Source organism: Brenneria sp. L3-3C-1, assembly GCF_016456245.1.
Taxonomy (GTDB): Bacteria; Pseudomonadota; Gammaproteobacteria; order Enterobacterales; family Enterobacteriaceae; genus Brenneria.
Genome location: NZ_JAEMHF010000006.1, coordinates 68,109 through 89,303 on the forward strand (window position 1 = coordinate 68,109; position 21,195 = coordinate 89,303).

Annotated in this window: 19 protein-coding genes; 14 read left to right on the top strand and 5 right to left on the bottom strand. The window is 53.0% G+C overall.

Going from position 1 to position 21,195, the window contains the following annotated elements:
• Both thrB and thrC read left to right on the top strand, forming a co-directional pair.
• On the top strand, positions 1 to 930 hold the full coding sequence (gene thrB / locus JG725_RS13100; protein WP_199378375.1) for a homoserine kinase: 930 nt from the start codon (positions 1 to 3) through the stop codon (positions 928 to 930).
• Positions 931 to 933: 3 nt separating this feature from the next.
• Positions 934 to 2,223: a threonine synthase gene (thrC, locus tag JG725_RS13105; RefSeq protein ID WP_199378377.1), complete on the top strand. Its 1,290-nt coding sequence runs from the start codon at positions 934 to 936 to the stop codon at positions 2,221 to 2,223.
• 40 nt (positions 2,224 to 2,263) lie between these two features.
• Here thrC and yaaA read toward each other — a convergent pair whose 3' ends face one another.
• Positions 2,264 to 3,037: a peroxide stress protein YaaA gene (yaaA, locus tag JG725_RS13110; protein ID WP_199378379.1), complete on the bottom strand. Its 774-nt coding sequence runs from the start codon at positions 3,035 to 3,037 to the stop codon at positions 2,264 to 2,266.
• 70 nt (positions 3,038 to 3,107) lie between these two features.
• Positions 3,108 to 3,341 (bottom strand): hypothetical protein, encoded by a 234-nt coding sequence (locus JG725_RS13115; RefSeq protein ID WP_172290793.1) that lies wholly within the window; start codon positions 3,339 to 3,341, stop codon positions 3,108 to 3,110.
• 70 nt (positions 3,342 to 3,411) lie between these two features.
• On the opposite strand from JG725_RS13115, the gene tal reads away from it, so the two are divergent.
• Entirely contained in the window at positions 3,412 to 4,365 is a 954-nt protein-coding gene (tal, locus tag JG725_RS13120; protein WP_199378381.1) for a transaldolase, read from the top strand.
• A gap of 79 nt (positions 4,366 to 4,444) precedes the next feature.
• Here the strand turns inward: tal and JG725_RS13125 are convergent, their stop codons facing one another.
• On the bottom strand, positions 4,445 to 5,206 hold the full coding sequence (locus JG725_RS13125; protein ID WP_233356426.1) for a GGDEF domain-containing protein: 762 nt from the start codon (positions 5,204 to 5,206) through the stop codon (positions 4,445 to 4,447).
• Positions 5,207 to 5,880: 674 nt separating this feature from the next.
• On the opposite strand from JG725_RS13125, the gene mog reads away from it, so the two are divergent.
• Positions 5,881 to 6,468 (top strand): molybdopterin adenylyltransferase, encoded by a 588-nt coding sequence (mog, locus tag JG725_RS13130; RefSeq protein WP_172290790.1) that lies wholly within the window; start codon positions 5,881 to 5,883, stop codon positions 6,466 to 6,468.
• A 124-nt stretch (positions 6,469 to 6,592) separates the two neighbouring features.
• Complete coding sequence (locus JG725_RS13135; RefSeq protein WP_199378386.1) at positions 6,593 to 7,939, top strand: MFS transporter; 1,347 nt, start codon at positions 6,593 to 6,595, stop codon at positions 7,937 to 7,939.
• Between the two features lie 94 nt (positions 7,940 to 8,033).
• Here JG725_RS13135 and satP read toward each other — a convergent pair whose 3' ends face one another.
• A complete protein-coding gene (gene satP, locus JG725_RS13140) occupies positions 8,034 to 8,606 on the bottom strand; it encodes an acetate uptake transporter (protein WP_172290788.1) in 573 nt (190 codons plus the stop codon).
• Between the two features lie 394 nt (positions 8,607 to 9,000).
• On the opposite strand from satP, the gene dnaK reads away from it, so the two are divergent.
• From dnaK to nhaA, 3 genes are all read left to right on the top strand, one after another.
• Complete coding sequence (gene dnaK, locus JG725_RS13145) at positions 9,001 to 10,917, top strand: molecular chaperone DnaK (protein ID WP_172290787.1); 1,917 nt, start codon at positions 9,001 to 9,003, stop codon at positions 10,915 to 10,917.
• A gap of 111 nt (positions 10,918 to 11,028) precedes the next feature.
• Positions 11,029 to 12,162 carry a molecular chaperone DnaJ gene (gene dnaJ, locus JG725_RS13150; protein ID WP_172290786.1) on the top strand — a complete coding sequence of 378 codons (1,134 nt, stop codon included), beginning with the start codon at positions 11,029 to 11,031 and terminating at the stop codon, positions 12,160 to 12,162.
• Positions 12,163 to 12,309: 147 nt separating this feature from the next.
• A complete protein-coding gene (gene nhaA, locus JG725_RS13155) occupies positions 12,310 to 13,512 on the top strand; it encodes a Na+/H+ antiporter NhaA (protein ID WP_172290785.1) in 1,203 nt (400 codons plus the stop codon).
• Positions 13,513 to 13,590: 78 nt separating this feature from the next.
• Here the strand turns inward: nhaA and rpsT are convergent, their stop codons facing one another.
• Entirely contained in the window at positions 13,591 to 13,854 is a 264-nt protein-coding gene (gene rpsT / locus JG725_RS13160; protein ID WP_009111382.1) for a 30S ribosomal protein S20, read from the bottom strand.
• Between the two features lie 417 nt (positions 13,855 to 14,271).
• On the opposite strand from rpsT, the gene ribF reads away from it, so the two are divergent.
• From ribF to dapB, 6 genes are all read left to right on the top strand, one after another.
• A complete protein-coding gene (gene ribF / locus JG725_RS13165) occupies positions 14,272 to 15,213 on the top strand; it encodes a bifunctional riboflavin kinase/FAD synthetase (protein WP_172290784.1) in 942 nt (313 codons plus the stop codon).
• Between the two features lie 32 nt (positions 15,214 to 15,245).
• Positions 15,246 to 18,059 (top strand): isoleucine--tRNA ligase, encoded by a 2,814-nt coding sequence (ileS, locus tag JG725_RS13170; RefSeq protein ID WP_199378388.1) that lies wholly within the window; start codon positions 15,246 to 15,248, stop codon positions 18,057 to 18,059.
• Positions 18,059 to 18,568: a signal peptidase II gene (lspA, locus tag JG725_RS13175; RefSeq protein ID WP_172290782.1), complete on the top strand. Its 510-nt coding sequence runs from the start codon at positions 18,059 to 18,061 to the stop codon at positions 18,566 to 18,568. The genes ileS and lspA overlap by 1 nt, the downstream gene beginning before the upstream one ends.
• Positions 18,568 to 19,041 carry an FKBP-type peptidyl-prolyl cis-trans isomerase gene (gene fkpB / locus JG725_RS13180; RefSeq protein WP_199378390.1) on the top strand — a complete coding sequence of 158 codons (474 nt, stop codon included), beginning with the start codon at positions 18,568 to 18,570 and terminating at the stop codon, positions 19,039 to 19,041. Before lspA ends, fkpB begins: the two co-directional genes overlap by 1 nt.
• Positions 19,022 to 19,972, top strand: coding sequence for a 4-hydroxy-3-methylbut-2-enyl diphosphate reductase (gene ispH, locus JG725_RS13185; protein WP_199378392.1), 951 nt, complete (start codon positions 19,022 to 19,024; stop codon positions 19,970 to 19,972). Before fkpB ends, ispH begins: the two co-directional genes overlap by 20 nt.
• Before the next feature lie 290 nt (positions 19,973 to 20,262).
• Entirely contained in the window at positions 20,263 to 21,084 is an 822-nt protein-coding gene (gene dapB / locus JG725_RS13190; protein ID WP_172290779.1) for a 4-hydroxy-tetrahydrodipicolinate reductase, read from the top strand.
• Positions 21,085 to 21,195 lie beyond the last annotated feature (111 nt).

Consider the following 21,195-nt stretch of genomic DNA (forward strand, 5'->3'; position numbering starts at 1 on the left):
ATGGTTAAGGTGTATGCGCCTGCGTCAATCGGCAACGTCAGCGTCGGTTTTGACGTGCTGGGCGCCGCTGTTTCTCCGATCGATGGCGCGCTGCTGGGGGACTGCGTTTCGGTGGTCGCCGCCGATCGGTTCAGCCTGAAAAGCGAAGGCCGATTCGTCAGCAAGCTGCCGGACGATCCAAAGCAAAACATTGTGTATCAGTGCTGGGAGCGTTTCTGTGAGGAAATCGGCCAAACCGTACCGGTCGCCATGACGCTGGAAAAGAACATGCCGATTGGCTCGGGGTTAGGCTCCAGCGCCTGTTCGGTGGTCGCCGGTTTGATGGCGATGAATGAATTCTGCGGCAAACCGCTGGATGATACCCGCCTGCTGACGCTGATGGGCGAGCTGGAAGGGCGTATTTCCGGCAGCGTACATTATGATAATGTGGCGCCCTGTTTTCTCGGCGGCATTCAATTGATGCTGGAAGAAGAGGGCATTATCAGCCAGCCGGTGCCGGCGTTCGACGACTGGCTATGGGTGATGGCCTATCCGGGCATCAAAGTGTCAACGGCGGAAGCGCGGGCGATTTTGCCTGCTCAATACCGCCGTCAGGATTGCATCAGCCATGGGCGCTATCTGGCGGGCTTTGTCCACGCCTGCCACACCGGGCAGGCCTCGCTGGCGGCCAAGCTGATGAAGGATGTCATCGCGGAACCTTACCGGACGAAACTCCTGCCCGGCTTTGCCGAGGCGCGGAAAGCCGCCCAGGATATCGGGGCGCTGGCCTGCGGTATTTCGGGTTCAGGCCCGACGTTATTTGCGGTCTGCAATGAAATAAACAGCGCTCAGCGCCTGGCTGACTGGCTAAGGGATAACTATTTGCAGAACGACGAAGGCTTTGTTCATATTTGCCGTCTGGATACGACAGGCGCACGACAACTGGGATAATGCATGAAACTGTACAACCTTAAAGATCACAATGAGCAGGTCAACTTTGCTCAGGCCATTCAACGAGGGTTGGGAAGCCGGCAGGGGCTGTTCTTTCCTTTGGAACTGCCAGAATTTGACCGGGCAGATATCGACCAACTGCTGGAAATGGATTTTGTTACCCGCAGCAGCCGTATTTTATCCGCTTATATCGGCGATGAACTGTCCGATGAAACGGTCTATCAGCGTGTTAAAAAGGCGTTTGCTTTCCCGGCGCCTGTCGTCTCGGTAACGGAAGATATCGCCTCACTGGAGTTGTTCCACGGCCCGACGCTGGCGTTCAAGGATTTCGGCGGCCGTTTTATGGCGCAAATGCTGACGGAAGTGGCGGGCGATCGGAAAATCACTATTCTTACCGCCACCTCCGGCGATACCGGTGCGGCGGTCGCTCACGCGTTTTACGGTCTGGAAAACATTCGCGTGGTGATCCTCTATCCGCGCGGTAAAATCAGCCCGTTGCAGGAAAAGCTGTTCTGCACGCTGGGCGGCAATATTCACACTGTCGCCGTCGACAGCGATTTTGATGCCTGTCAGGCGCTGGTCAAGCAGGCTTTTGATGATGAAGAACTGAAAAAGGCGATTGGCCTGAATTCGGCCAACTCCATTAATATCAGCCGGTTGCTGGCGCAAATCTGCTACTACTTTGAAGCGGTGGCGCAACTGCCGCAGGAAGCGCGTAATCAACTGGTGGTTTCCGTGCCAAGCGGCAACTTCGGCGATCTGACCGCCGGCCTGTTAGCCAAATCCCTCGGTCTGCCGATTAAACGTTTTATCGCCGCGACCAATGCCAACGATACCGTGCCGCGTTTCCTGAGCAATGGGGTCTGGGAACCGAATAAGACCGTCGCCACGTTGTCCAACGCCATGGATGTGAGTCAGCCGAATAACTGGCCGCGCGTAGAAGAGCTGTTCCGCCGTAAAAACTGGCAGTTGAAAACGCTGGGCTTTGGCGCGGTAAGCGATGACGTCACCAAAGAAACCCTGCATGAACTCGATGCGCTGGGTTATACCTCGGAGCCTCACGCGGCGATAGCCTATCGCTTATTACGCGATCAGCTACAGCCCGGCGAGTTCGGGTTGTTCCTGGGTACGGCGCACCCGGCGAAATTCAAGGAAAGCGTGGAAGCCATTCTGGGGAAAACGCTGGAGTTGCCTGAGGCGCTGGCGAAACGCGCCGATCTGGATTTGCTGTCGCATGACTTCCCGAATGATTTCGCCAGACTGCGTCAGTTCCTGATGTCGTTGCCTGCGTAATCGTTGTCAAGGGCGGAACTAGCCGCCCTTGCTTCGCCCATCATTGCTCGCGGCGTTTAAACACCAGTTCCTGAGCGGAAGATTCCGCATCGGCAAAGAAATACCCTTCCAAATCGAAATCTTTTAATTGTTCCGGCTGCGTCAGGCGGTTTTGGATAATAAAACGGCTCATCAACCCGCGGGCTTTCTTGGCGTAAAAGCTGATGACTTTAAACTTGCCGTTTTTCTCATCCAGAAACACCGGTTTGATGAGACGGGCGTGGAGTTTTTTCGGCTTCACCGCTTTGAAGTATTCGTCCGAAGCCAGATTCACCAGAATGTCGTCACCCTGTTCGCGCAGGGCCTGGTTCAGTTTTTCGGTGATGACATCTCCCCAAAAGCTATACAGATCCTTGCCCGCCTTGTTATCAAGCTTGGTGCCCATTTCCAGCCGGTAAGGCTGCATCAAATCCAGCGGGCGTAACACGCCGTATAAGCCGGACAGCATGCGCAGGTGTTGCTGAGCGAAATCAAAATCTTGCTCGCTGAAATCTTCCGCGTTCAGGCCGGTATAAACATCCCCTTTAAACGCCAGCAGCGCCTGCCGCGCATTGTCTGGCGTAAAATCGGGGCGCCAGTCATTAAAGCGAACCGCATTCAAGCCGGCCAGTTTGTCGCTGATGCCCATCAACGATGCGATCTGCGCCGGCGTCAGTTTCTTACACCGGGAGATCAACTGGCTGGAATAGCCCAGCAATTCCGGCTGAGTATAGCGTTGCGTCGCCAAAGGACTGGTGTAATCAAGGGTTTTTGCGGGTGAAAGGGTTATTAACATTCGCCATGTCCTGTCGGGCTGATTTTGATGCCCTTACTATAGCAAGAACATAACAAGAACCGGGCTGAAATCAGGCAAGAAAACGCTGATGGTTATAACAGGGAGTAGCAATCATCAGATTGGCACGGGTGTTTCTATTTAGTGAATTAACTGTAATATATTGTTTAATAAACTTTTTATTTGAACGCTCGCCATATGGGCGGAAAAACGTCAGGCGCGGCGTTGCACAGATGGAAAACGTTGGTGAAAAGGCTGTCTTGCGCCGGGTTTCGCGCGTGTTATTATCGGATTCAGGTGAGAACATAATGCCACCAGTTCATGCATTAATAATTCATATATGAGTACTTCACGCATAAACAATGAGAAATGCCAACATGACGGATAAACTGACTTCCCTACGCCAATTGACGACGGTTGTGGCTGATACCGGCGATATCGCGGCAATGAAATTGTATCAACCGCAAGACGCCACCACTAACCCTTCACTGATTCTTAATGCCGCTCAAATCCCCGAATACCGCAAGCTGATTGACGACGCCGTTGTCTGGGCGCGTGAGCAGAGCAATAACCGCGAGCAGCAGGTGGTCGATGCGACCGACAAGCTGGCGGTGAACATCGGTCTTGAGATCTTAAAACTGATCCCCGGCCGTATCTCTACCGAAGTGGATGCGCGTCTTTCGTATGACACTGAAGCCAGCGTGGCGAAAGCAAAACATCTGATCAAGCTTTATAACGATGCCGGCATCAGCAACGAACGTATTCTGATTAAACTGGCCTCTACCTGGCAGGGTATTCGTGCCGCAGAACAGCTGGAAAAAGACGGCATCAACTGTAACCTGACGCTGTTGTTCTCCTTTGCTCAGGCTCGTGCGTGCGCCGAAGCGGGCGTATTCCTGATTTCACCGTTTGTTGGCCGTATTCTGGACTGGTACAAAGTCAATGGCGATAAGAAAGAATTTGCCCCTACCGAAGATCCGGGCGTGGTTTCAGTGACTGAAATCTACAACTATTACAAACAACACGGTTATGAAACGGTGGTCATGGGCGCAAGCTTCCGTAACCTGGGTGAAATCATCGAGCTGGCGGGCTGTGATCGTCTAACCATCGCGCCTGCGCTGTTGAAAGAACTGTCGGAAAGCGAAGGCGACGTCGTCCGTAAGCTGTCTTATACCGGCGATGTTAAGGCGCGCCCGGCGAAAATGACGGAAGCGCAGTTCTACTGGCAGCATAATCAGGATCCGATGGCGGTAGATAAACTGGCCGACGGTATCCGCAAGTTTGCCGTCGATCAGGAAAAGCTGGAAAAAATGATCGCTGAATTACTGTAACAGCCGGTTCGAAAAAATAGCCGGGATCGCTATCCGGCTATTTGCGCCATCCTCTTTATGGTTACAGGCGCGCGCGGCGTTATTTCGCCACGGCATTTCGCGTTTTCTTGGCGTCATAAAGCTTTTTATCCGCCCGCTTCATAACGGCGGTTAAATCTTCTTTCTCAATACGGTATTCAACCAACCCGATGCTGACCGTCAGGTTCACGTCATTGCCGAACATCTCACTATTGGCGTCGCTAACCCGTAATCTGGCCCGCTCTGCGACCATGTAGGCGTCTTCCAGCCCGATATTGGGTAAAACAATGGCGAATTCATCCCCGCCGATCCGGCCAAAAATATCTTCGCGGCGGAATGACTTTTTAAATACTTCCGCCACCAGTTTCAGCGCTTCATCCCCGGCGCTATGGCCGAGGGTATCATTAACGATCTTAAAGTGATCGATATCGATAAGAATGACGCAAACGGGACGTTTGGAAAAATCGGCGATGTTCAGCGCTTTATTGGCCGTCATAAAAAACGCGTCCCGTCTCAGGTAGCCGGTCAGATCGTCATACCTTGCGGTTATCGGCAATTCTATCAGGTACTTTTTGGCGAGTATGGAGAGCAAACTGCCCAGCACGGCAAAAAGCAATACAATGCTCGATATACCGGCGATCGCGGTGAGAGACGAAAAGGTATCAAATACTGAAGGGGGAGTGGCTTTTAACGTTGTTCTGATCCGAATACCCAACAGATCGTCTTTCGCCGACAGCAGAGGAAAAATGATCGTTAATGTGTCTTTCCCCGCGTACTCGCCTATTGAGGGGAGTTTATTGTGGCAGACCCGGATAATTGCCATATCCTTAAACTGTAATTCCAAAGACGATAATCTATTGATACATTCACTGCCTGCATCCCGGGTATTAAATGCCAGCGTTCTTATCCGTGTGAAAACATAACGTCCTGTTTTTTCTGTTGTATCGACCTCGGTCACATCGCCGGAGCTATATGATTCATAAGTTTTAATTATTGAGTCCAGGTTATGTTTTTCTAACTTCCAGGTTCTTTTATTTGACTCATGCATAACAACGATGGCGATTAAAAAGGAAATAGAACCGAACAGAAAAAATGCGGATATAGGATGGGAAAAAAACTCTAATATCTTATACTTAGTGCTCTTCATGAATACTTCCTTGGCGAGGCTTTTTTACTTATTCTTGGCAGTGAAGTTATGCCTCAATTTTAACATATTACCCGGAGTCTGGTGAGCTTTAATGATAGTCGCCATCGTTCTTTTTTGTTTTTTTAAAAGGTTTTTATTTACAAATGATTGAATATAGCGCGGAAGGGATCAACAAACTCAGGCTGTTTGTATTACCTTGCGAGATCCGATTCAGAGGAACTGATTAAAATGAAAATTTTTTCATTTTTGGGACGCTATTTAATAACTATGATTATATTCAGATCTAAATAGATACTTGAATCAGACAATATCCTGATAAAATTGATTTTTTATTTTACTGGAGTCCTCTTATGAACGTATTGCATGTTGGTCTGGTATCCGTTTCCGATCGGGCGTCCGGCGGCGTTTATCAGGATAAAGGCATACCGGCGCTGGAAACATGGCTGACGGCGGCGTTAACGACGCCCTTTGAAATCGAAACCCGGCTGGTGCCTGATGAGCAGCCGTTGATTGAACAAACGCTGTGCGAGCTGGTTGACGAGCGGGGCTGTCATCTGGTGCTAACGACCGGCGGCACAGGGCCGGCGCGTCGTGATGTCACCCCCGATGCGACGCTGGCCGTTGCCGATCGCGAAATGCCGGGGTTTGGCGAACAGATGCGTCAAATCAGCCTGCAATTCGTGCCGACGGCGATTCTCTCAAGGCAGGTAGGGGTTATTCGTAAACATGCATTGATTCTTAATCTGCCGGGACAGCCTAAATCCATTAAAGAGACGCTGGAAGGGCTGAAGGATGCGGACGGCAAGGTGATTGTGGCGGGAATTTTCGCCAGTATTCCGTATTGCATCCAATTGCTGGAAGGCCCTTATGTTGAAACCGATCCGAATGTCGTAGCAGCTTTTCGTCCTAAAAATGCTGTACGCGAAATAAAAAACTGAAGTTTGACTATTTTAAATATAAGATTCAGCTTTGCTGGTGTATTGAAATTTTGCCGCTATAGTAATTTTTTCTTTACACATGATGGCGGATTTTATTTTCCCCTCTGGCACTGCGCGGCAATTTATGGCACACGAGCATCATCAATCTCATCGGCGGCAACGTCGGCTAAACCGGCAAGATTACAAAACGCTTTCTCTGGCTGCGCTGGGCGGCGCGCTGGAATTCTATGATTTCATCATTTTCGTCTTTTTTGCGGCGGTCATCGGCGACCTCTTTTTCCCGGCGGACATACCCGAGTGGCTGCGTCAGGTTCAGACCTTTGGCATCTTTGCCGCCGGCTATCTCGCTCGCCCGCTGGGGGGCATCGTTATGGCCCACTTCGGCGATCTGGTCGGACGTAAGAAAATGTTCAGCCTGAGCATTTTGCTGATGGCATTGCCCACGCTGGCGATGGGGATGCTGCCGACCTATGCGTCTATCGGCATCGCCGCGCCTTTATTATTGTTGCTGATGCGCGTGTTACAGGGCGCGGCGATCGGCGGCGAGGTTCCCGGCGCATGGGTGTTTGTCGCCGAGCATGTCCCGCGTTCACGGATTGGTTTTGCCTGCGGCACGTTGACCGCGGGGCTGACTATGGGAATTCTGTTGGGATCGCTGGTCGCCACCTTGTTGAATACCGTATTCACTCCTGAGCAGATGTCGGGCGGCGGCTGGCGTTTGCCGTTCTTTATTGGCGGGATCTTTGGGCTGGTGGCGATGTATCTGCGTCGCTGGTTACAGGAAACGCCGATCTTTATGGAAATGCAGGCCCATAAGAAACTGGCTGAGGAGTTGCCGCTAAAATCGGTGGTGATGAACCATCGCAAAGCGATCGTGGTTTCGATGTTGCTGACCTGGATGCTGTCCGCTTGCATTGTGGTGGTGATTTTGATGGCTCCGACATACCTGCAAAAAGTACACGGCGTTTCTGCGGCGCTGGCGTTACAGGCAAACTGTCTGGCGACCATTATGCTGATGGTTGGCTGCATCGGCGCCGGCCTGATTGTTGACCGCTTTGGCGCCAGCAAGATGTTTATTCTGGGCAGTTTGTCGCTGGCCGCATGCAGTTGGTTTTTCTACAGTACGGCGGCGAGCAACGCGAGTCTGCTTTTTATCGGCTACGCCATTGTCGGCTTAAGCGTCGGCGTGGTCGGTGCGGTTCCTTATGTGATGGTGCGCGCTTTCCCGGCGGAGGTGCGTTTTTCGGGGATCTCATTTTCCTATAACGTTTCGTATGCGGTTTTTGGCGGGTTAACGCCGATCTTTGTCACATTGATTATGAAGGCAACGCCGCTGGCTCCGGCATTTTATGTGCTTACGCTGTCAGCCGTCGGCGTGCTGTTGGGGATTTATTTGCGGCGTGATTTGAACAGCGAGCAGAGCGGCGAACAGATAGGAGAAGAGGAGTCCCGTTCGCCAGTCGGTATTTAAGGCGTGGGGCCGTCGGGCACCGATGATTGGCGGTAACCGTAAAAAAAGCCTGCTGTTTTCGCAGGCCTTTTTATCACCGAATCGTACGTGAGACTTAGTGGGCGCGGCGTTCGCCGATGGGCAGCACTTTTCGGCCAAACTGTTCGTTCAGCACTTCCGCCATCGCCAGATAAATAGCGCTGGCGCCGCAGATGATGCCTTCGAAACCGGCAACGGTCAGCAGGGCGTGGTTGCCGGTAAAATTACCGACGGCCAGTAAGGCAAACAGAACGGTCAGGCTGGCGAACACAAACTGTAATGCGCGGTTGGCGCGCAGCGTTCCGAAGAACATAAATAGGGTGAATACGCCCCACAGCCCGAGGAATACTCCCAGGAACCGCGCGTCGCTGGCTTCCGCCAGACCCGTTTTCGGCAGCATAATAATGCCGACTAACGTCAACCAGAAGGCGCCGTAAGAGGTGAATGCGGTGGCGCCAAAAGTATTGCCTTTTTTATATTCCAGTAATCCCGCCAGGATCTGGGCGATGCCGCCGTAAAAAATGCCCATGCTGAGGATAATGGAAGAAAGCGGGAAAAAGCCTGCGTTGTGAAGGTTCAGTAAAATAGTGGTCATCCCGAAGCCCATCAGCCCTAACGGACCGGGATTCGCCAACGTGTTCGTATGCATAAATCCTCTGCAATGACAGATAATCAATGTTCCCTTCATATATGAAGTTGTCGTTTTGCCGCGCCGCCAATGACGGCGGGCGCGGCATCATATCGGGCGGTTTGAGCGGACACAATACGGCGAATCAACAATAGTTTGATCGAACAAGGAATAAAGACCATTTTTTTTCATCCCCCCCCTTGATGATGGGATTGTTGGCCCCATCTTATTTTCAACCAAAACAGTTTGACCAAATCAAATAGGTTTATGTCGGGTCGTTAAACTTGGGCAGCGCCTTTGCAATATGAGGGCTGAACAGGTGGAACAGGGTGTTGTGTAGTTGAAAAACGACATTTAGCCCGCATAGTAGGTTGAACTACCACACCGGATATGACTTTTTAGTGGAGATGTTTAGATGGGTAAGATTATTGGTATCGACCTGGGTACAACCAACTCTTGTGTAGCGATTATGGACGGTACGCAGGTTAAAGTACTGGAAAACAGCGAGGGCGATCGTACGACGCCTTCAATTATTGCTTATACGCAAGACGGTGAAACTCTGGTTGGCCAACCGGCTAAGCGTCAGGCGGTGACTAACCCGAAAAATACGCTGTTTGCGATTAAGCGTCTGATCGGCCGTCGTTTTAAAGACGAAGAAGTTCAGCGCGACACCAACATCATGCCGTATAAAATCATCGCGGCTGATAATGGCGACGCCTGGCTGGAAGTCAAAGATCAGAAAATGGCGCCGCCGCAGATTTCAGCGGAAGTGCTGAAAAAAATGAAGAAAACGGCGGAAGACTATCTGGGCGAACCGGTGACCGAAGCGGTTATTACCGTTCCGGCATACTTCAACGATGCGCAGCGTCAGGCCACCAAAGATGCCGGCCGTATCGCCGGTCTGGAAGTGAAACGTATTATTAACGAACCTACCGCCGCCGCGCTGGCGTATGGTTTGGATAAAGAAGTGGGCAACCGCACCATTGCCGTATATGACCTGGGCGGCGGTACTTTCGATATTTCCATTATCGAAATCGATGAAGTCGATGGCGAAAAAACGTTTGAAGTGCTGGCAACCAATGGGGATACCCACCTGGGCGGCGAAGACTTCGACAGCCGGATGATCAACTATCTGGTCGACGAATTTAAGAAAGAACAGGGTTTCGATCTGCGTAACGATCCTCTGGCGATGCAGCGTCTGAAAGAAGCGGCGGAAAAAGCCAAAATCGAGCTTTCTTCCGCGCAGCAGACTGACGTTAACCTGCCGTACATCACCGCGGATGCGAGCGGCCCGAAACACCTGAACATCAAGGTGACCCGCGCCAAACTGGAATCTTTGGTTGAAGATCTGGTCAACCGTTCGCTGGAGCCGCTGAAGGTGGCGCTGAAAGACGCCGGTCTGTCCGTTTCTGACATTCAGGACGTGATCCTGGTCGGCGGTCAGACCCGTATGCCGCTGGTACAGAAAAAAGTCGCTGATTTCTTCGGTAAAGAGCCGCGTAAAGATGTCAACCCGGATGAAGCTGTGGCTATCGGCGCCGCTGTTCAGGGCGGCGTGTTATCCGGCGATGTGAAAGACGTTCTGCTGCTGGACGTTACCCCGCTGTCGCTGGGTATCGAAACCATGGGCGGCGTGATGACGGCGCTGATCTCCAAGAACACCACCATCCCGACCAAACACAGTCAGGTGTTCTCCACGGCGGAAGATAACCAGTCCGCGGTGACGATCCATGTTCTGCAAGGCGAACGTAAACGCGCCAGCGACAACAAATCACTGGGGCAGTTTAACCTGGATGGCATTCAGCCTGCGCCGCGCGGTATGCCGCAGATCGAAGTCACGTTCGACATCGATGCCGATGGTATCCTGCACGTTTCCGCTAAAGATAAAAACAGCGGCCGCGAGCAGAAAATCACCATCAAGGCCTCTTCTGGTCTGAACGAGGATGAAATCCAGAAAATGGTGCGTGATGCCGAGGCGAACGCGGAATCCGACCGTAAGTTTGAAGAGCTGGTTCAAACCCGCAACCAGGGCGATCATCTGTTGCACAGCACGCGCAAGCAGCTTGAAGAAGTGGGCGATAGCCTGGCCGCTGATGATAAAACCGCCATTGACGACGCGCTGAAAGCATTGGAAAGTGCGTTGAAAGGTGAAGACAAAGCGGACATTGAAGCCAAAATCCAGGCGCTGGTGCAGGCTTCAGGTAAATTGCTGGAAGCTTCTCAGCAGCAGGCTCAGGCTGGTGCGGCGGAAGGGGCGGCTGACGATGCGTCCGCGCGTAAAGACGACGATGTCGTTGATGCCGAGTTTGAAGAAGTAAAAGATAAAAAATAATCGCCCTTGAGCGGGCGCAGTAGCGGTAACGATTAACTGTTGCTGGCAACCAGCACGGGCGTTGAGGAAACTCTGCGCCCGTGCACGCATGTTGAGGGCAGGAAAAAAAGAATGGCGAAGCAAGACTATTACGAGATTTTAGGTGTAGCTAAAGGCGCGGATGAGCGTGAAATTAAGAAGGCTTATAAGCGTTTGGCGATGAAGTATCACCCGGACCGTAATTCTGGTGATAAAGAATCTGAAGCACGATTCAAAGAGATTAAAGAAGCCTACGAGGTTCTCACTGATTCCCAGAAACGTGCCGCCTACGATCAGTACGGCCATGCTGCATTTGAACAAGGTGGCATGGGCGGCGGCGGCGGTTTTGGCGGCGGCGGTGCCGATTTCGGTGATATTTTTGGCGACGTTTTCGGCGATATTTTTGGCGGCGGCCGTCGCCAACGCGCGAGTCGCGGCGCCGATTTACGCTATAACATGGAGCTGTCGCTGGAAGAAGCTGTCCGTGGCGTCACCAAAGAGATCCGTATCCCGACGCTGGAAGAGTGCGACGTTTGTCATGGCAACGGAGCGAAGCCGGGTAGTTCACCGGTCACTTGTCCTACCTGTCACGGCAACGGCCAGGTACAAATGCGCCAGGGCTTTTTCACGGTTCAACAGGCCTGTCCGCACTGTCACGGCCGGGGCAAGATCATTAAAGATCCATGCAATAAATGTCATGGGCATGGCCGCGTAGAAAAGAGCAAAACGCTATCGGTGAAAATTCCTGCCGGGGTGGATACGGGCGATCGCATTCGTTTATCCGGAGAGGGCGAAGCGGGGGAGCACGGTGCGCCGGCCGGAGATTTGTACGTTCAGGTTCAGGTAAAAGCACACCCGATTTTCCAACGTGAGGAAAATAATCTGTACTGTGAAGTGCCGATTAACTTTGCCATGGCTGCGCTGGGCGGGGAAATTGAAGTGCCGACGCTGGATGGCCGCGTAAAGCTGAAAGTGCCTGCTGAAACGCAAACCGGAAAACTGTTCCGCATGCGCGGCAAAGGCGTTAAGTCCGTGCGCGGCGGCGCCCAGGGCGATCTGTTGTGCCGGGTGGTGGTGGAAACGCCGGTCAGCCTGAATGAACGGCAAAGAGAACTGCTGCAAGAGCTGGCGGAAAGCTTTGGCGGGCCTTCCGGCGAAAGAAACAGCCCGCGTTCTAAAAGCTTTTTCGATGGAGTGAAGAAGTTTTTTGACGATCTGACTCGCTGATATTTGTTGTATAGTTAGCAAGATAAGGCAGAAAACCGGCTGGCGAATCATCAGCCGGTTTTTTTATGGCGTTTTTCTTACCCGCCATCTTTAGCGGCGTTGCTGCGCAACGTATAAAAATTATTCCGGTAATAGAGAGTCAGTGACATGATAAACCTGCTTCGCCGTTTCGTCGGCCTGGATGCCGCCGCCGGACTGATGCTGATCGGCGCCACATTGTTGGCGATGATATTAGCCAACATGCCTTTTAGTTCGGAAGGTTATCATCAGTTTTTGATGATGCCGGTGGAAATCCGCTTTGGGGCGCTGGAACTTAATAAAAATCTGTTGCTGTGGATCAATGACGGTCTGATGGCGATTTTCTTTCTGATGATCGGGCTTGAGGTCAAGCGTGAACTGGCGATCGGCGCGCTGGCAAGCCGGCGTCAGGCGATGCTGCCGCTGGTGGCCGCCATCGGCGGAATGGTATTTCCAGCGTTGATCTTCCTGCTGTTCAATGCCGGCGATGAGGTGACTCGCCACGGCTGGGCGATCCCCACGGCGACGGATATTGCCTTCGCGATCGGCGTGCTGATTTTGCTGGGTAAACGCGTCCCGCCGGGATTAAAGGTTTTTTTACTGGCGTTGGCCATTATTGATGATCTGGGCGCCATCCTGATCATCGCGTTGTTTTATACCCAGCAGATATTCTGGCCCGCGCTATTGGGGGCGTTGCTATGCATTGCGGCGCTGGCTTATATGAACCGTCAGCATGTCGCCAAAACCTCGGCGTATTTGCTGGTGGGGATGGTGCTTTGGGTGTGTATCCTTAAATGCGGCGTACATGCCACGCTGGCAGGGGTGATTGTGGGGTTCTTTATTCCGCTGCGTACGACGGATGGACGCGCTTCCCCCGCGACAACGCTGGAGCATGGGCTGCATGTTTGGGTCTCTTTCCTGATTATTCCGCTGTTTGCTTTCGCCAATGCGGGCATTGTGTTACAGGGCGTTGAAGCGGATAAACTTTTTTCGCCGCTGATTTTCGGCATTGCGGCGGGTTTGCTGATTGGTAAGCCGCTGGGGATCACGCTGTGCAGTTGGCTGGTTATCAGAATGGGGTACGCCAAATTACCGGCTGGCGTCAGTTTCGGTCAGATTATGGCGGTTTCCGTGCCGTGCGGCATTGGCTTCACCATGTCGATCTTTATTACGTTGCTGGCGTTTACCAACAGCGATGCTGAATTTATTACCTACGCCAAACTGGGGATTTTGCTGGCGTCCGGACTGGCGGCAATCGCCGGCTATGTGGTGTTGCGCGTGGTTTTACCCGCGCCGCGTGATGCCGTGTCGGTTTCCACGCTGCGGCAATAACCGCGGGATTAGCCGAACGATAAGCGCAAAAAAACCGGCCTGAGCCGGTTTTTTCAACAACAATACGCGAAAACGCGATTATTGCATGGCGTTGATGCGCGCAACCAGATTGGATTTATGACGTGCAGCTTTGTTTTTGTGGATCAGGCCTTTGCTTGCCTGACGATCCACGATCGGTTGCATATCATTAAACGCATTCTGTGCCGCTTCTTTATCGCCGGTAGCGATCGCCGCGTATACTTTCTTAATGAAAGTACGCATCATGGAGCGACGGCTTGCGTTATGCTTGCGGCGCTTCTCAGATTGTACGGCGCGTTTCTTAGCTGATTTGATATTAGCCAAGGTCCAACTCCCAAATATATTCTATCGAGGACAATTCAAAGGCCGAGGAATATGCCCTTTTAGCCTTCGTTTGTCAATGGATTTGTGCAAATAAGCGCCGTTTGTACGTCGACGCTTGTTACGTTGTGATGGCGCAGGATTTTAACAGCTTCACGCGGTGGAATACAGCTTTTCGCGTTTATAAATTCACTCTGTCGCATTAATCATCGATAAAACAATTAATCGCCGCTAAAACCCGGTTAGTATACCGCGCTTTGCCCCGGGACGTTGCCGATGATTCGTCCCAAAACAACAAAAATACCGCCGGTATTCAGAATGCGGACGGCAAAAGGCGCGAATCGCGGGTTAACCTTACTCGCTGTACAAGGTATAATCCGCCGATTTCCATAATTTTAACCCATTTGTTCTGAGCCAGCCATGCAGCTAATTCGCGGTATACACAATCTTCGGGCACACCATTATGGCTGTGTGCTCACTATTGGTAATTTTGACGGCGTGCACCGCGGACACCAGATGCTGCTTGAGCGACTGAAGCAGGAAGGTCGTTCCCGCGGGCTTCCTGTAATGGTGATGATTTTTGAACCGCAGCCGCTGGAGCTGTTTTCTGTTGAAAAAGCGCCGGCGCGGTTGACTCGCCTGCGCGATAAAGTGAATTATCTGAAAAAGGCCGGCGTGGATTATCTGCTGTGCGTTAAATTTGACGCACGCTTCGCCGCCAACCATGCGCAAACTTTTGTTTCGACGCTGCTGGTGGAAAAACTGGGCGTCAGGTTTTTGGTGGTGGGGGATGACTTCCGTTTCGGGGCTGGCCGCCAGGGCGATTTCCTGTTATTACAGCAAGCGGGGCGCGATGCGGGTTTTGACGTTATCAGCACGGCTTCATTCTGTGACGACGGCAAACGCGTAAGCAGCACTGCCGTACGTGAAGCGCTCTACCGCGACGATCTGGCGCTGGCGGAAAGCCTGTTGGGGCACCCCTACAGTATTTCCGGGCGAGTGGTTCATGGTAATGCTCTGGGACGAACGATAGGATTTCCCACCGCGAATCTGCCGCTAAAGCGTCAGGTGTCGCCGGTCAGCGGGGTTTATGCCGTCAGCGTTAACGGCCTGGGGGATGAACCGTTGCCGGGCGTCGCCAATATTGGCACGCGCCCGACGATAACCGGAGACAAGCGCCAGCAGCTTGAGGTGCACTTACTGGATACGACGATGAATTTGTATGGTCGTCATATCGAAGTGGTACTGCGCAAAAAGATACGTAATGAACAGCGTTTTGCTTCGCTTGAGGCGTTAAAACAGCAAATCGCCGATGATGTGGTGACGGCCCGGAAATTTTTTGGGTTAAAGACACCGGTTTAATTTTTCTAGCCGAAAACGAAATCGAGAATCTAATGAGTGACTATAAGACTACCCTGAACTTGCCGGAAACAGGGTTCCCGATGCGTGGCGATTTGGCCAAGCGTGAACCTGACATGCTGAAACGTTGGTATGAACAGGATCTGTACGGGATTATTCGCAATGCTAAAAAAGGTAAAAAAACCTTCATTCTGCACGATGGACCTCCGTATGCGAATGGCAGCATTCATATTGGTCACTCCGTTAATAAAATTCTTAAAGACATTATCGTTAAGTCTAAAACGCTGTCTGGCTATGACTCGCCGTATATCCCGGGCTGGGACTGTCATGGTCTGCCGATCGAGCTGAAAGTCGAACAGCTGATCGGCAAGCCGGGTGAGAAAGTCAGCGCCGCGGAGTTCCGTGCGGCATGCCGTAAATATGCCGCCGAACAGGTCGCCGGTCAGAAGAAGGACTTTATCCGTCTCGGGGTATTGGGGGACTGGGATCATCCGTATCTGACGATGGACTTCTCGACTGAAGCCAACATTATTCGCGCGCTGGGCAAAATTATCGAAAACGGCCATCTGCATAAGGGGGCCAAGCCGGTTCACTGGTGCGCCGACTGCGGTTCCGCTTTGGCGGAAGCCGAAGTGGAATACTACGACAAAACCTCTCCTTCCATCGATGTGGCGTTTAACGCCGTCGATGCGGCGGCGGTGAGCGCGAAATTCGGCGTAAGTCAGGTTGAAGGCCCGCTTTCGCTGGTTATCTGGACCACCACCCCGTGGACGCTGCCCGCTAACCGCGCGATCTCGCTCAACCCTGAATTCACTTATCAACTGGTGCAGGTTGAAGGCCGGGCGTTAATCCTGGCTGCCGATCTGGTTGAAAGCGTGATGAAGCGCATCGGCGTCAGCCATTGGATCGTGCTGGGTGAATGCAGCGGCCGCGATCTCGAACTGCTGCGCTTCCAGCATCCGTTCATGGGCTTTGATGTCCCGGCTATTCTGGGCGACCATGTGACGCTGGACGCGGGTACCGGCGCGGTGCATACCGCGCCGGGGCATGGCCCGGATGACTATGTCATTGGTCAGAAGTATGGGCTGGAAGTGGCTAATCCGGTGGGGCCGAACGGCTGCTATCTGACCGGGACTTACCCGGAGCTGGACGGCAAGTTTGTCTTTAAGGCCAATGACACCGTCGTCGAGATCCTGCGCGCGAGCGGCGCACTGCTGCATATGGAAAAACTGCTGCACAGCTATCCGTGCTGCTGGCGTCATAAAACGCCGATCATTTTCCGTGCGACGCCGCAGTGGTTTATCAGCATGGATCAGAAAGGGCTGCGCAAGCAGTCGCTGGCTGAAATTAAAGGCGTGCAATGGATCCCCGACTGGGGGCAGGCGCGTATCGAGGCGATGGTGGCCAACCGCCCTGACTGGTGTATTTCCCGTCAGCGCACCTGGGGCGTACCGATGTCGCTTTTCGTGCATAAAGAGACGGAAGCGTTGCATCCCCGCACCGGCGAACTGATTGAAGCGGTCGCCAAACGCGTTGAGCAGGATGGCATTCAGGCATGGTGGGATCTCGATCCGAAAGAGGTGCTGGGCGCCGATGCCGAGCATTACGTTAAGGTTCCCGATACGCTGGATGTCTGGTTTGACTCAGGGTCAACGCATGCTTCCGTGGTCGATGTGCGCCCTGAATTCGGCGGCCATTCGGCGGATATGTATCTGGAAGGTTCTGACCAGCATCGCGGCTGGTTCATGTCATCGCTGATGATTTCGACCGCCATCAAAGGCAAGGCCCCTTACCGTCAGGTGCTGACTCACGGCTTCACCGTGGATGGTCAGGGCCGCAAGATGTCCAAGTCTATCGGTAATACCATCAGCCCGCAGGATGTGATGAACAAACTGGGCGGCGATATTCTGCGTTTGTGGATTGGCTCGACGGACTACTCCGGCGAAATCGCGGTGTCCGATGAGATCCTGAAACGTTCGGCGGATGCCTATCGCCGTATCCGCAACACCGCGCGTTTTCTGCTGGCCAACCTGAACGGGTTCGATCCGCAGAAGCACATGGTAAAACCGGAAGAGATGGTGGTGCTGGATCGCTGGGCGGTCGGCTGTGCGCAAGCGGCGCAGGAAGAGATCGTCGAAGCCTATGACAGCTATGATTTCCACCGCGTGGTACAGCGTCTGATGCAGTTCTGCTCTATCGAGATGGGTTCGTTCTATCTGGATATCATCAAGGATCGTCAGTACACCGCGAAAGGCGACAGCATCGCCCGCCGCAGTTGCCAGACGGCGCTGTATCATATTTCTGAAGCTCTGGTTCGCTGGATGGCTCCGATCCTGTCATTCACCGCCGACGAGGTTTGGGCATACCTGCCGGGCGAACGCGCGCAGTATGTGTTCACTGAAGAGTGGTATGACGGTTTGTTCGGTCTGGATAGCGCAGAAACCATGAATGACGAATTCTGGACGGATATCCTGAAAGTGCGCAGCGAAGTGAATAAGACGATCGAGCAGGCGCGTAACGACAAGCGCATCGGCGGATCGCTGGAAGCCGCCGTCACGCTGTACGCCGACGCCGCTCTGGCCGATAAGCTTAATCAGTTGCGTCAGGAACTGCATTTCGCCCTGTTGACCTCGAAAGCGCGGGTCGAGCGTTATGAAAATGCGCCCGCCGATGCGCAGGGCACTGAACTACCCGGATTGAAAATTGCCTTAAGCAAAGCGGAAGGGCACAAGTGTCCGCGTTGCTGGCATTATGAGTCAGATATCGGTACTGATACCGATTATCCCGACATTTGTGGCCGCTGTGCGACCAACGTCGGCGGCAAAGGCGAAGAGCGTAAATTTGTCTGATGAATAAATCGATCTGTTCGAGCGGATTGCGCTGGCTTTGGCTGGCGCTGGTCGTGTTAGTCGTTGACCTCGGCAGCAAACAGTGGATTTTAACCCACTTTGCGCTGGGGGATACGCAGCCCCTGATCCCTTATCTGAATTTGCACTATGCGCGCAATTACGGCGCCGCGTTCAGTTTTCTGGCGGATAAGGGCGGCTGGCAACGTTGGTTCTTTGCCGGCATCGCCATCGCCATTGTTATCGCCCTGCTGGTGATGATGTATCGCGGCAGCGCGCGCCAGAAGCTGAATAACATCGCTTATGCGCTGATTATCGGCGGCGCGTTAGGCAACCTGTTTGACCGGATGTGGCATGGTTTTGTAGTGGATTTTATCGACTTTTACGTCGGTAGCTGGCATTTCGCTACCTTCAATTTGGCCGATAGCGCTATCTGTATTGGCGCCGCCCTGATCGTACTGGAAGGTTTTTTCACTCCCCACGACGGCGCCGTTAAGCAAAAGGGTCATTGATGTCCGAAACTGTACAGAGCAACAGCGCGGTGCTGGTGCACTTTATCCTGACACTGGAGGACGGTTCAGCGGCGGAGTCCACCCGTGAAAGCGGTAAACCCGCGCTGTTCCGTCTTGGCGATGGCAGCCTGTCCGATGCGCTGGAACAGCATTTGCTGGGCTTGACACGCGGCGACAAACGTCGGTTTACGTTGCCGCCGGAATCGGCTTTCGGCCAGGCAAACCCGGATCTGATCCAGTTTTTCCTGCGCCGTGACTTTGCGCAGACCGGCGTGCCGGATGTGGGCACCATCATGTTGTTCAGCGGCGTTGGCGGTCATGATATGCCGGGGATTATTCGTGAGGTTGCGCAAGAGTCCGTCACGGTGGATTTCAACCATCCGCTGGCAGGCCGGTCTATTACGTTCGATCTGGAAGTGTTGGAAATCGATCCCTCTCAACAGGAGGCGCAGCATGCAGATATTGCTGGCTAACCCACGTGGTTTTTGTGCCGGAGTCGATCGCGCCATCAGCATTGTTGAGCGGGCATTGGAGATATATGGCACACCGATCTACGTTCGTCACGAGGTGGTTCATAACCGTTATGTGGTCAACGGACTCCGCGAGCGCGGCGCGATATTTATTGAGCAGATCGAAGAAGTGCCGGACGGCTCGATTCTGATTTTCTCAGCCCATGGCGTTTCGCAGGCCGTTCGTCTTGAGGCCAGAAATCGTGATTTAACGGTGTTTGACGCCACCTGTCCGCTGGTGACCAAAGTGCATATGGAAGTGGCGAGGGCCAGCCGGAAAGGTGTGGAAGCTATCCTGATCGGCCACGCCGGTCATCCGGAAGTGGAAGGCACGATGGGGCAATACAGCAATGCGGACGGCGGGATGTATCTGGTGGAGTCGCCTGAAGATGTCTGGCAATTGCAGGTGAAGGACGAAACCAATCTGTGCTTTATGACGCAAACCACGCTGTCGGTGGATGATACGTCCGCGGTGATCGATGCGTTGCGCGAACGTTTTCCGCAGATTATCGGCCCGCGTAAAGACGATATTTGCTACGCCACCACCAATCGTCAGGAGGCGGTGCGTTTTCTGGCCGCCGAGGCGGATGTGGTGCTGGTGGTCGGTTCCAGAAATTCTTCCAACTCCAATCGCCTGGCCGAACTGGCCCAGCGGGCGGGTAAGGCCGCCTACCTGATTGACTCGGCGGAAGACATTCAGGAGAGCTGGCTGGCCGGCGTTACCCACGTTGGGGTGACGGCCGGGGCGTCCGCGCCGGATATTCTGGTGCAGCAGGTGATTCAGCGTTTAAAGGCGCTGGGCGGCGAGGTCGCTCTTGAGTTGCAGGGGCGCGAAGAAAATATCGTTTTTGAAGTGCCGAAAGAGCTGCGTGTCGAAGTGAAACAAATTGACTAAGTGATGTATTGCCGGTGGGGAGCAGAACCTGTTCCCCACCGTCTTATCCCAATCATATCTCCCGTCCGTGCCAGCCTGATTACCCGCTAATAAAAATCTGATAAAAATGCATGTTTATGCGTTATCGCGATTGATCTCTCGACGCAGGCGGCGCGCTCAGGCAACTTTTACTGATGTTATTTTTCTTCTGACATAATTTTCTAATCTGATCATAAATCCGCTGGCGATAGTGCGTCACGCCCGTTAACCTACCGTTATTTCATAGCGGAAGTAGCAAAGAGAGAGACATTATGCAGGATTCATCAATCCGTATTGCGGTTGCCGGTGCGGGCGGCCGCATGGGGCGCCAACTGATTGCGGCGGTTGAGCAGACTGAAGGCGCGGTGCTGGGCGCCGCGCTGGAGCGTCAAGGCTCGTCTCTGGTGGGGGCCGATGCCGGTGAACTGGCCGGGCTGGGGAAATCCGGCGTGGCGGTGAGCGATAGTCTGGACGCCATCCGTGATGATTTTGATATTTTAATCGATTTTACCCGCCCTGAAGGCACGCTGGCTCATCTGGCTTTTTGTCGTCAGCACCAAAAGGCGATGATTATCGGCACTACCGGGTTTGATGAGCAGGGAAAAGCGGCTATCCGCGACGCGGCGCAGGAGATCGGCATTGTTTTCGCCGCTAATTTCAGCGTTGGCGTCAATGTGATGCTTAAACTGCTGGAAAAAGCCGCCAAAGTGATGGGGGATTATACCGATATCGAAATTATCGAGGCTCATCACCGGCATAAAGTGGATGCGCCTTCGGGAACGGCGCTGGCGATGGGCGAAACCATCGCCGACGCGCTGGGACGCGATCTGAAAACGTGCGCCGTCTATGCACGGGAAGGGTATACCGGCGAGCGCGATCCGAAAAGTATTGGTTTTGCGACGGTGCGCGCGGGCGATATCGTCGGCGAGCACACGGCGATGTTTGCGGATATCGGCGAGCGCGTTGAGATTAGCCACAAGGCCTCCAGCCGTATGACCTTTGCTAATGGCGCCGTCAGGGCTGCAATTTGGGTAAAAGCCAGAAAATGTGGACTTTTCGATATGAAAGATGTGCTTGGATTGGATGATTTATAAAAATTAATCTGAGTTTTATAAATATAATATTATGATAAAAGTGGCGATTTTTTATCGTTGCTTTTATTTTACCGTTCTTGTTATATTTTTTATCAGAAACTCTTTATATTC

Coding starts and splice junctions, on each gene's coding strand:
- satP (WP_172290788.1), bottom strand. CDS start 8,606: ATGCATACGAACACGTTGGCGAATCCCGGTCCGTTAGGGCTGATGGGC.
- thrB (WP_199378375.1), top strand. CDS start 1: ATGGTTAAGGTGTATGCGCCTGCGTCAATCGGCAACGTCAGCGTCGGT.
- nhaA (WP_172290785.1), top strand. CDS start 12,310: ATGATAAACCTGCTTCGCCGTTTCGTCGGCCTGGATGCCGCCGCCGGA.
- ribF (WP_172290784.1), top strand. CDS start 14,272: ATGCAGCTAATTCGCGGTATACACAATCTTCGGGCACACCATTATGGC.
- thrC (WP_199378377.1), top strand. CDS start 934: ATGAAACTGTACAACCTTAAAGATCACAATGAGCAGGTCAACTTTGCT.
- tal (WP_199378381.1), top strand. CDS start 3,412: ATGACGGATAAACTGACTTCCCTACGCCAATTGACGACGGTTGTGGCT.
- JG725_RS13135 (WP_199378386.1), top strand. CDS start 6,593: ATGGCACACGAGCATCATCAATCTCATCGGCGGCAACGTCGGCTAAAC.
- fkpB (WP_199378390.1), top strand. CDS start 18,568: ATGTCCGAAACTGTACAGAGCAACAGCGCGGTGCTGGTGCACTTTATC.
- JG725_RS13125 (WP_233356426.1), bottom strand. CDS start 5,206: ATGGCAATTATCCGGGTCTGCCACAATAAACTCCCCTCAATAGGCGAG.
- ispH (WP_199378392.1), top strand. CDS start 19,022: ATGCAGATATTGCTGGCTAACCCACGTGGTTTTTGTGCCGGAGTCGAT.
- ileS (WP_199378388.1), top strand. CDS start 15,246: ATGAGTGACTATAAGACTACCCTGAACTTGCCGGAAACAGGGTTCCCG.
- mog (WP_172290790.1), top strand. CDS start 5,881: ATGAACGTATTGCATGTTGGTCTGGTATCCGTTTCCGATCGGGCGTCC.
- JG725_RS13115 (WP_172290793.1), bottom strand. CDS start 3,341: ATGTTCTCACCTGAATCCGATAATAACACGCGCGAAACCCGGCGCAAG.
- yaaA (WP_199378379.1), bottom strand. CDS start 3,037: ATGTTAATAACCCTTTCACCCGCAAAAACCCTTGATTACACCAGTCCT.
- dapB (WP_172290779.1), top strand. CDS start 20,263: ATGCAGGATTCATCAATCCGTATTGCGGTTGCCGGTGCGGGCGGCCGC.
- dnaJ (WP_172290786.1), top strand. CDS start 11,029: ATGGCGAAGCAAGACTATTACGAGATTTTAGGTGTAGCTAAAGGCGCG.
- dnaK (WP_172290787.1), top strand. CDS start 9,001: ATGGGTAAGATTATTGGTATCGACCTGGGTACAACCAACTCTTGTGTA.
- lspA (WP_172290782.1), top strand. CDS start 18,059: ATGAATAAATCGATCTGTTCGAGCGGATTGCGCTGGCTTTGGCTGGCG.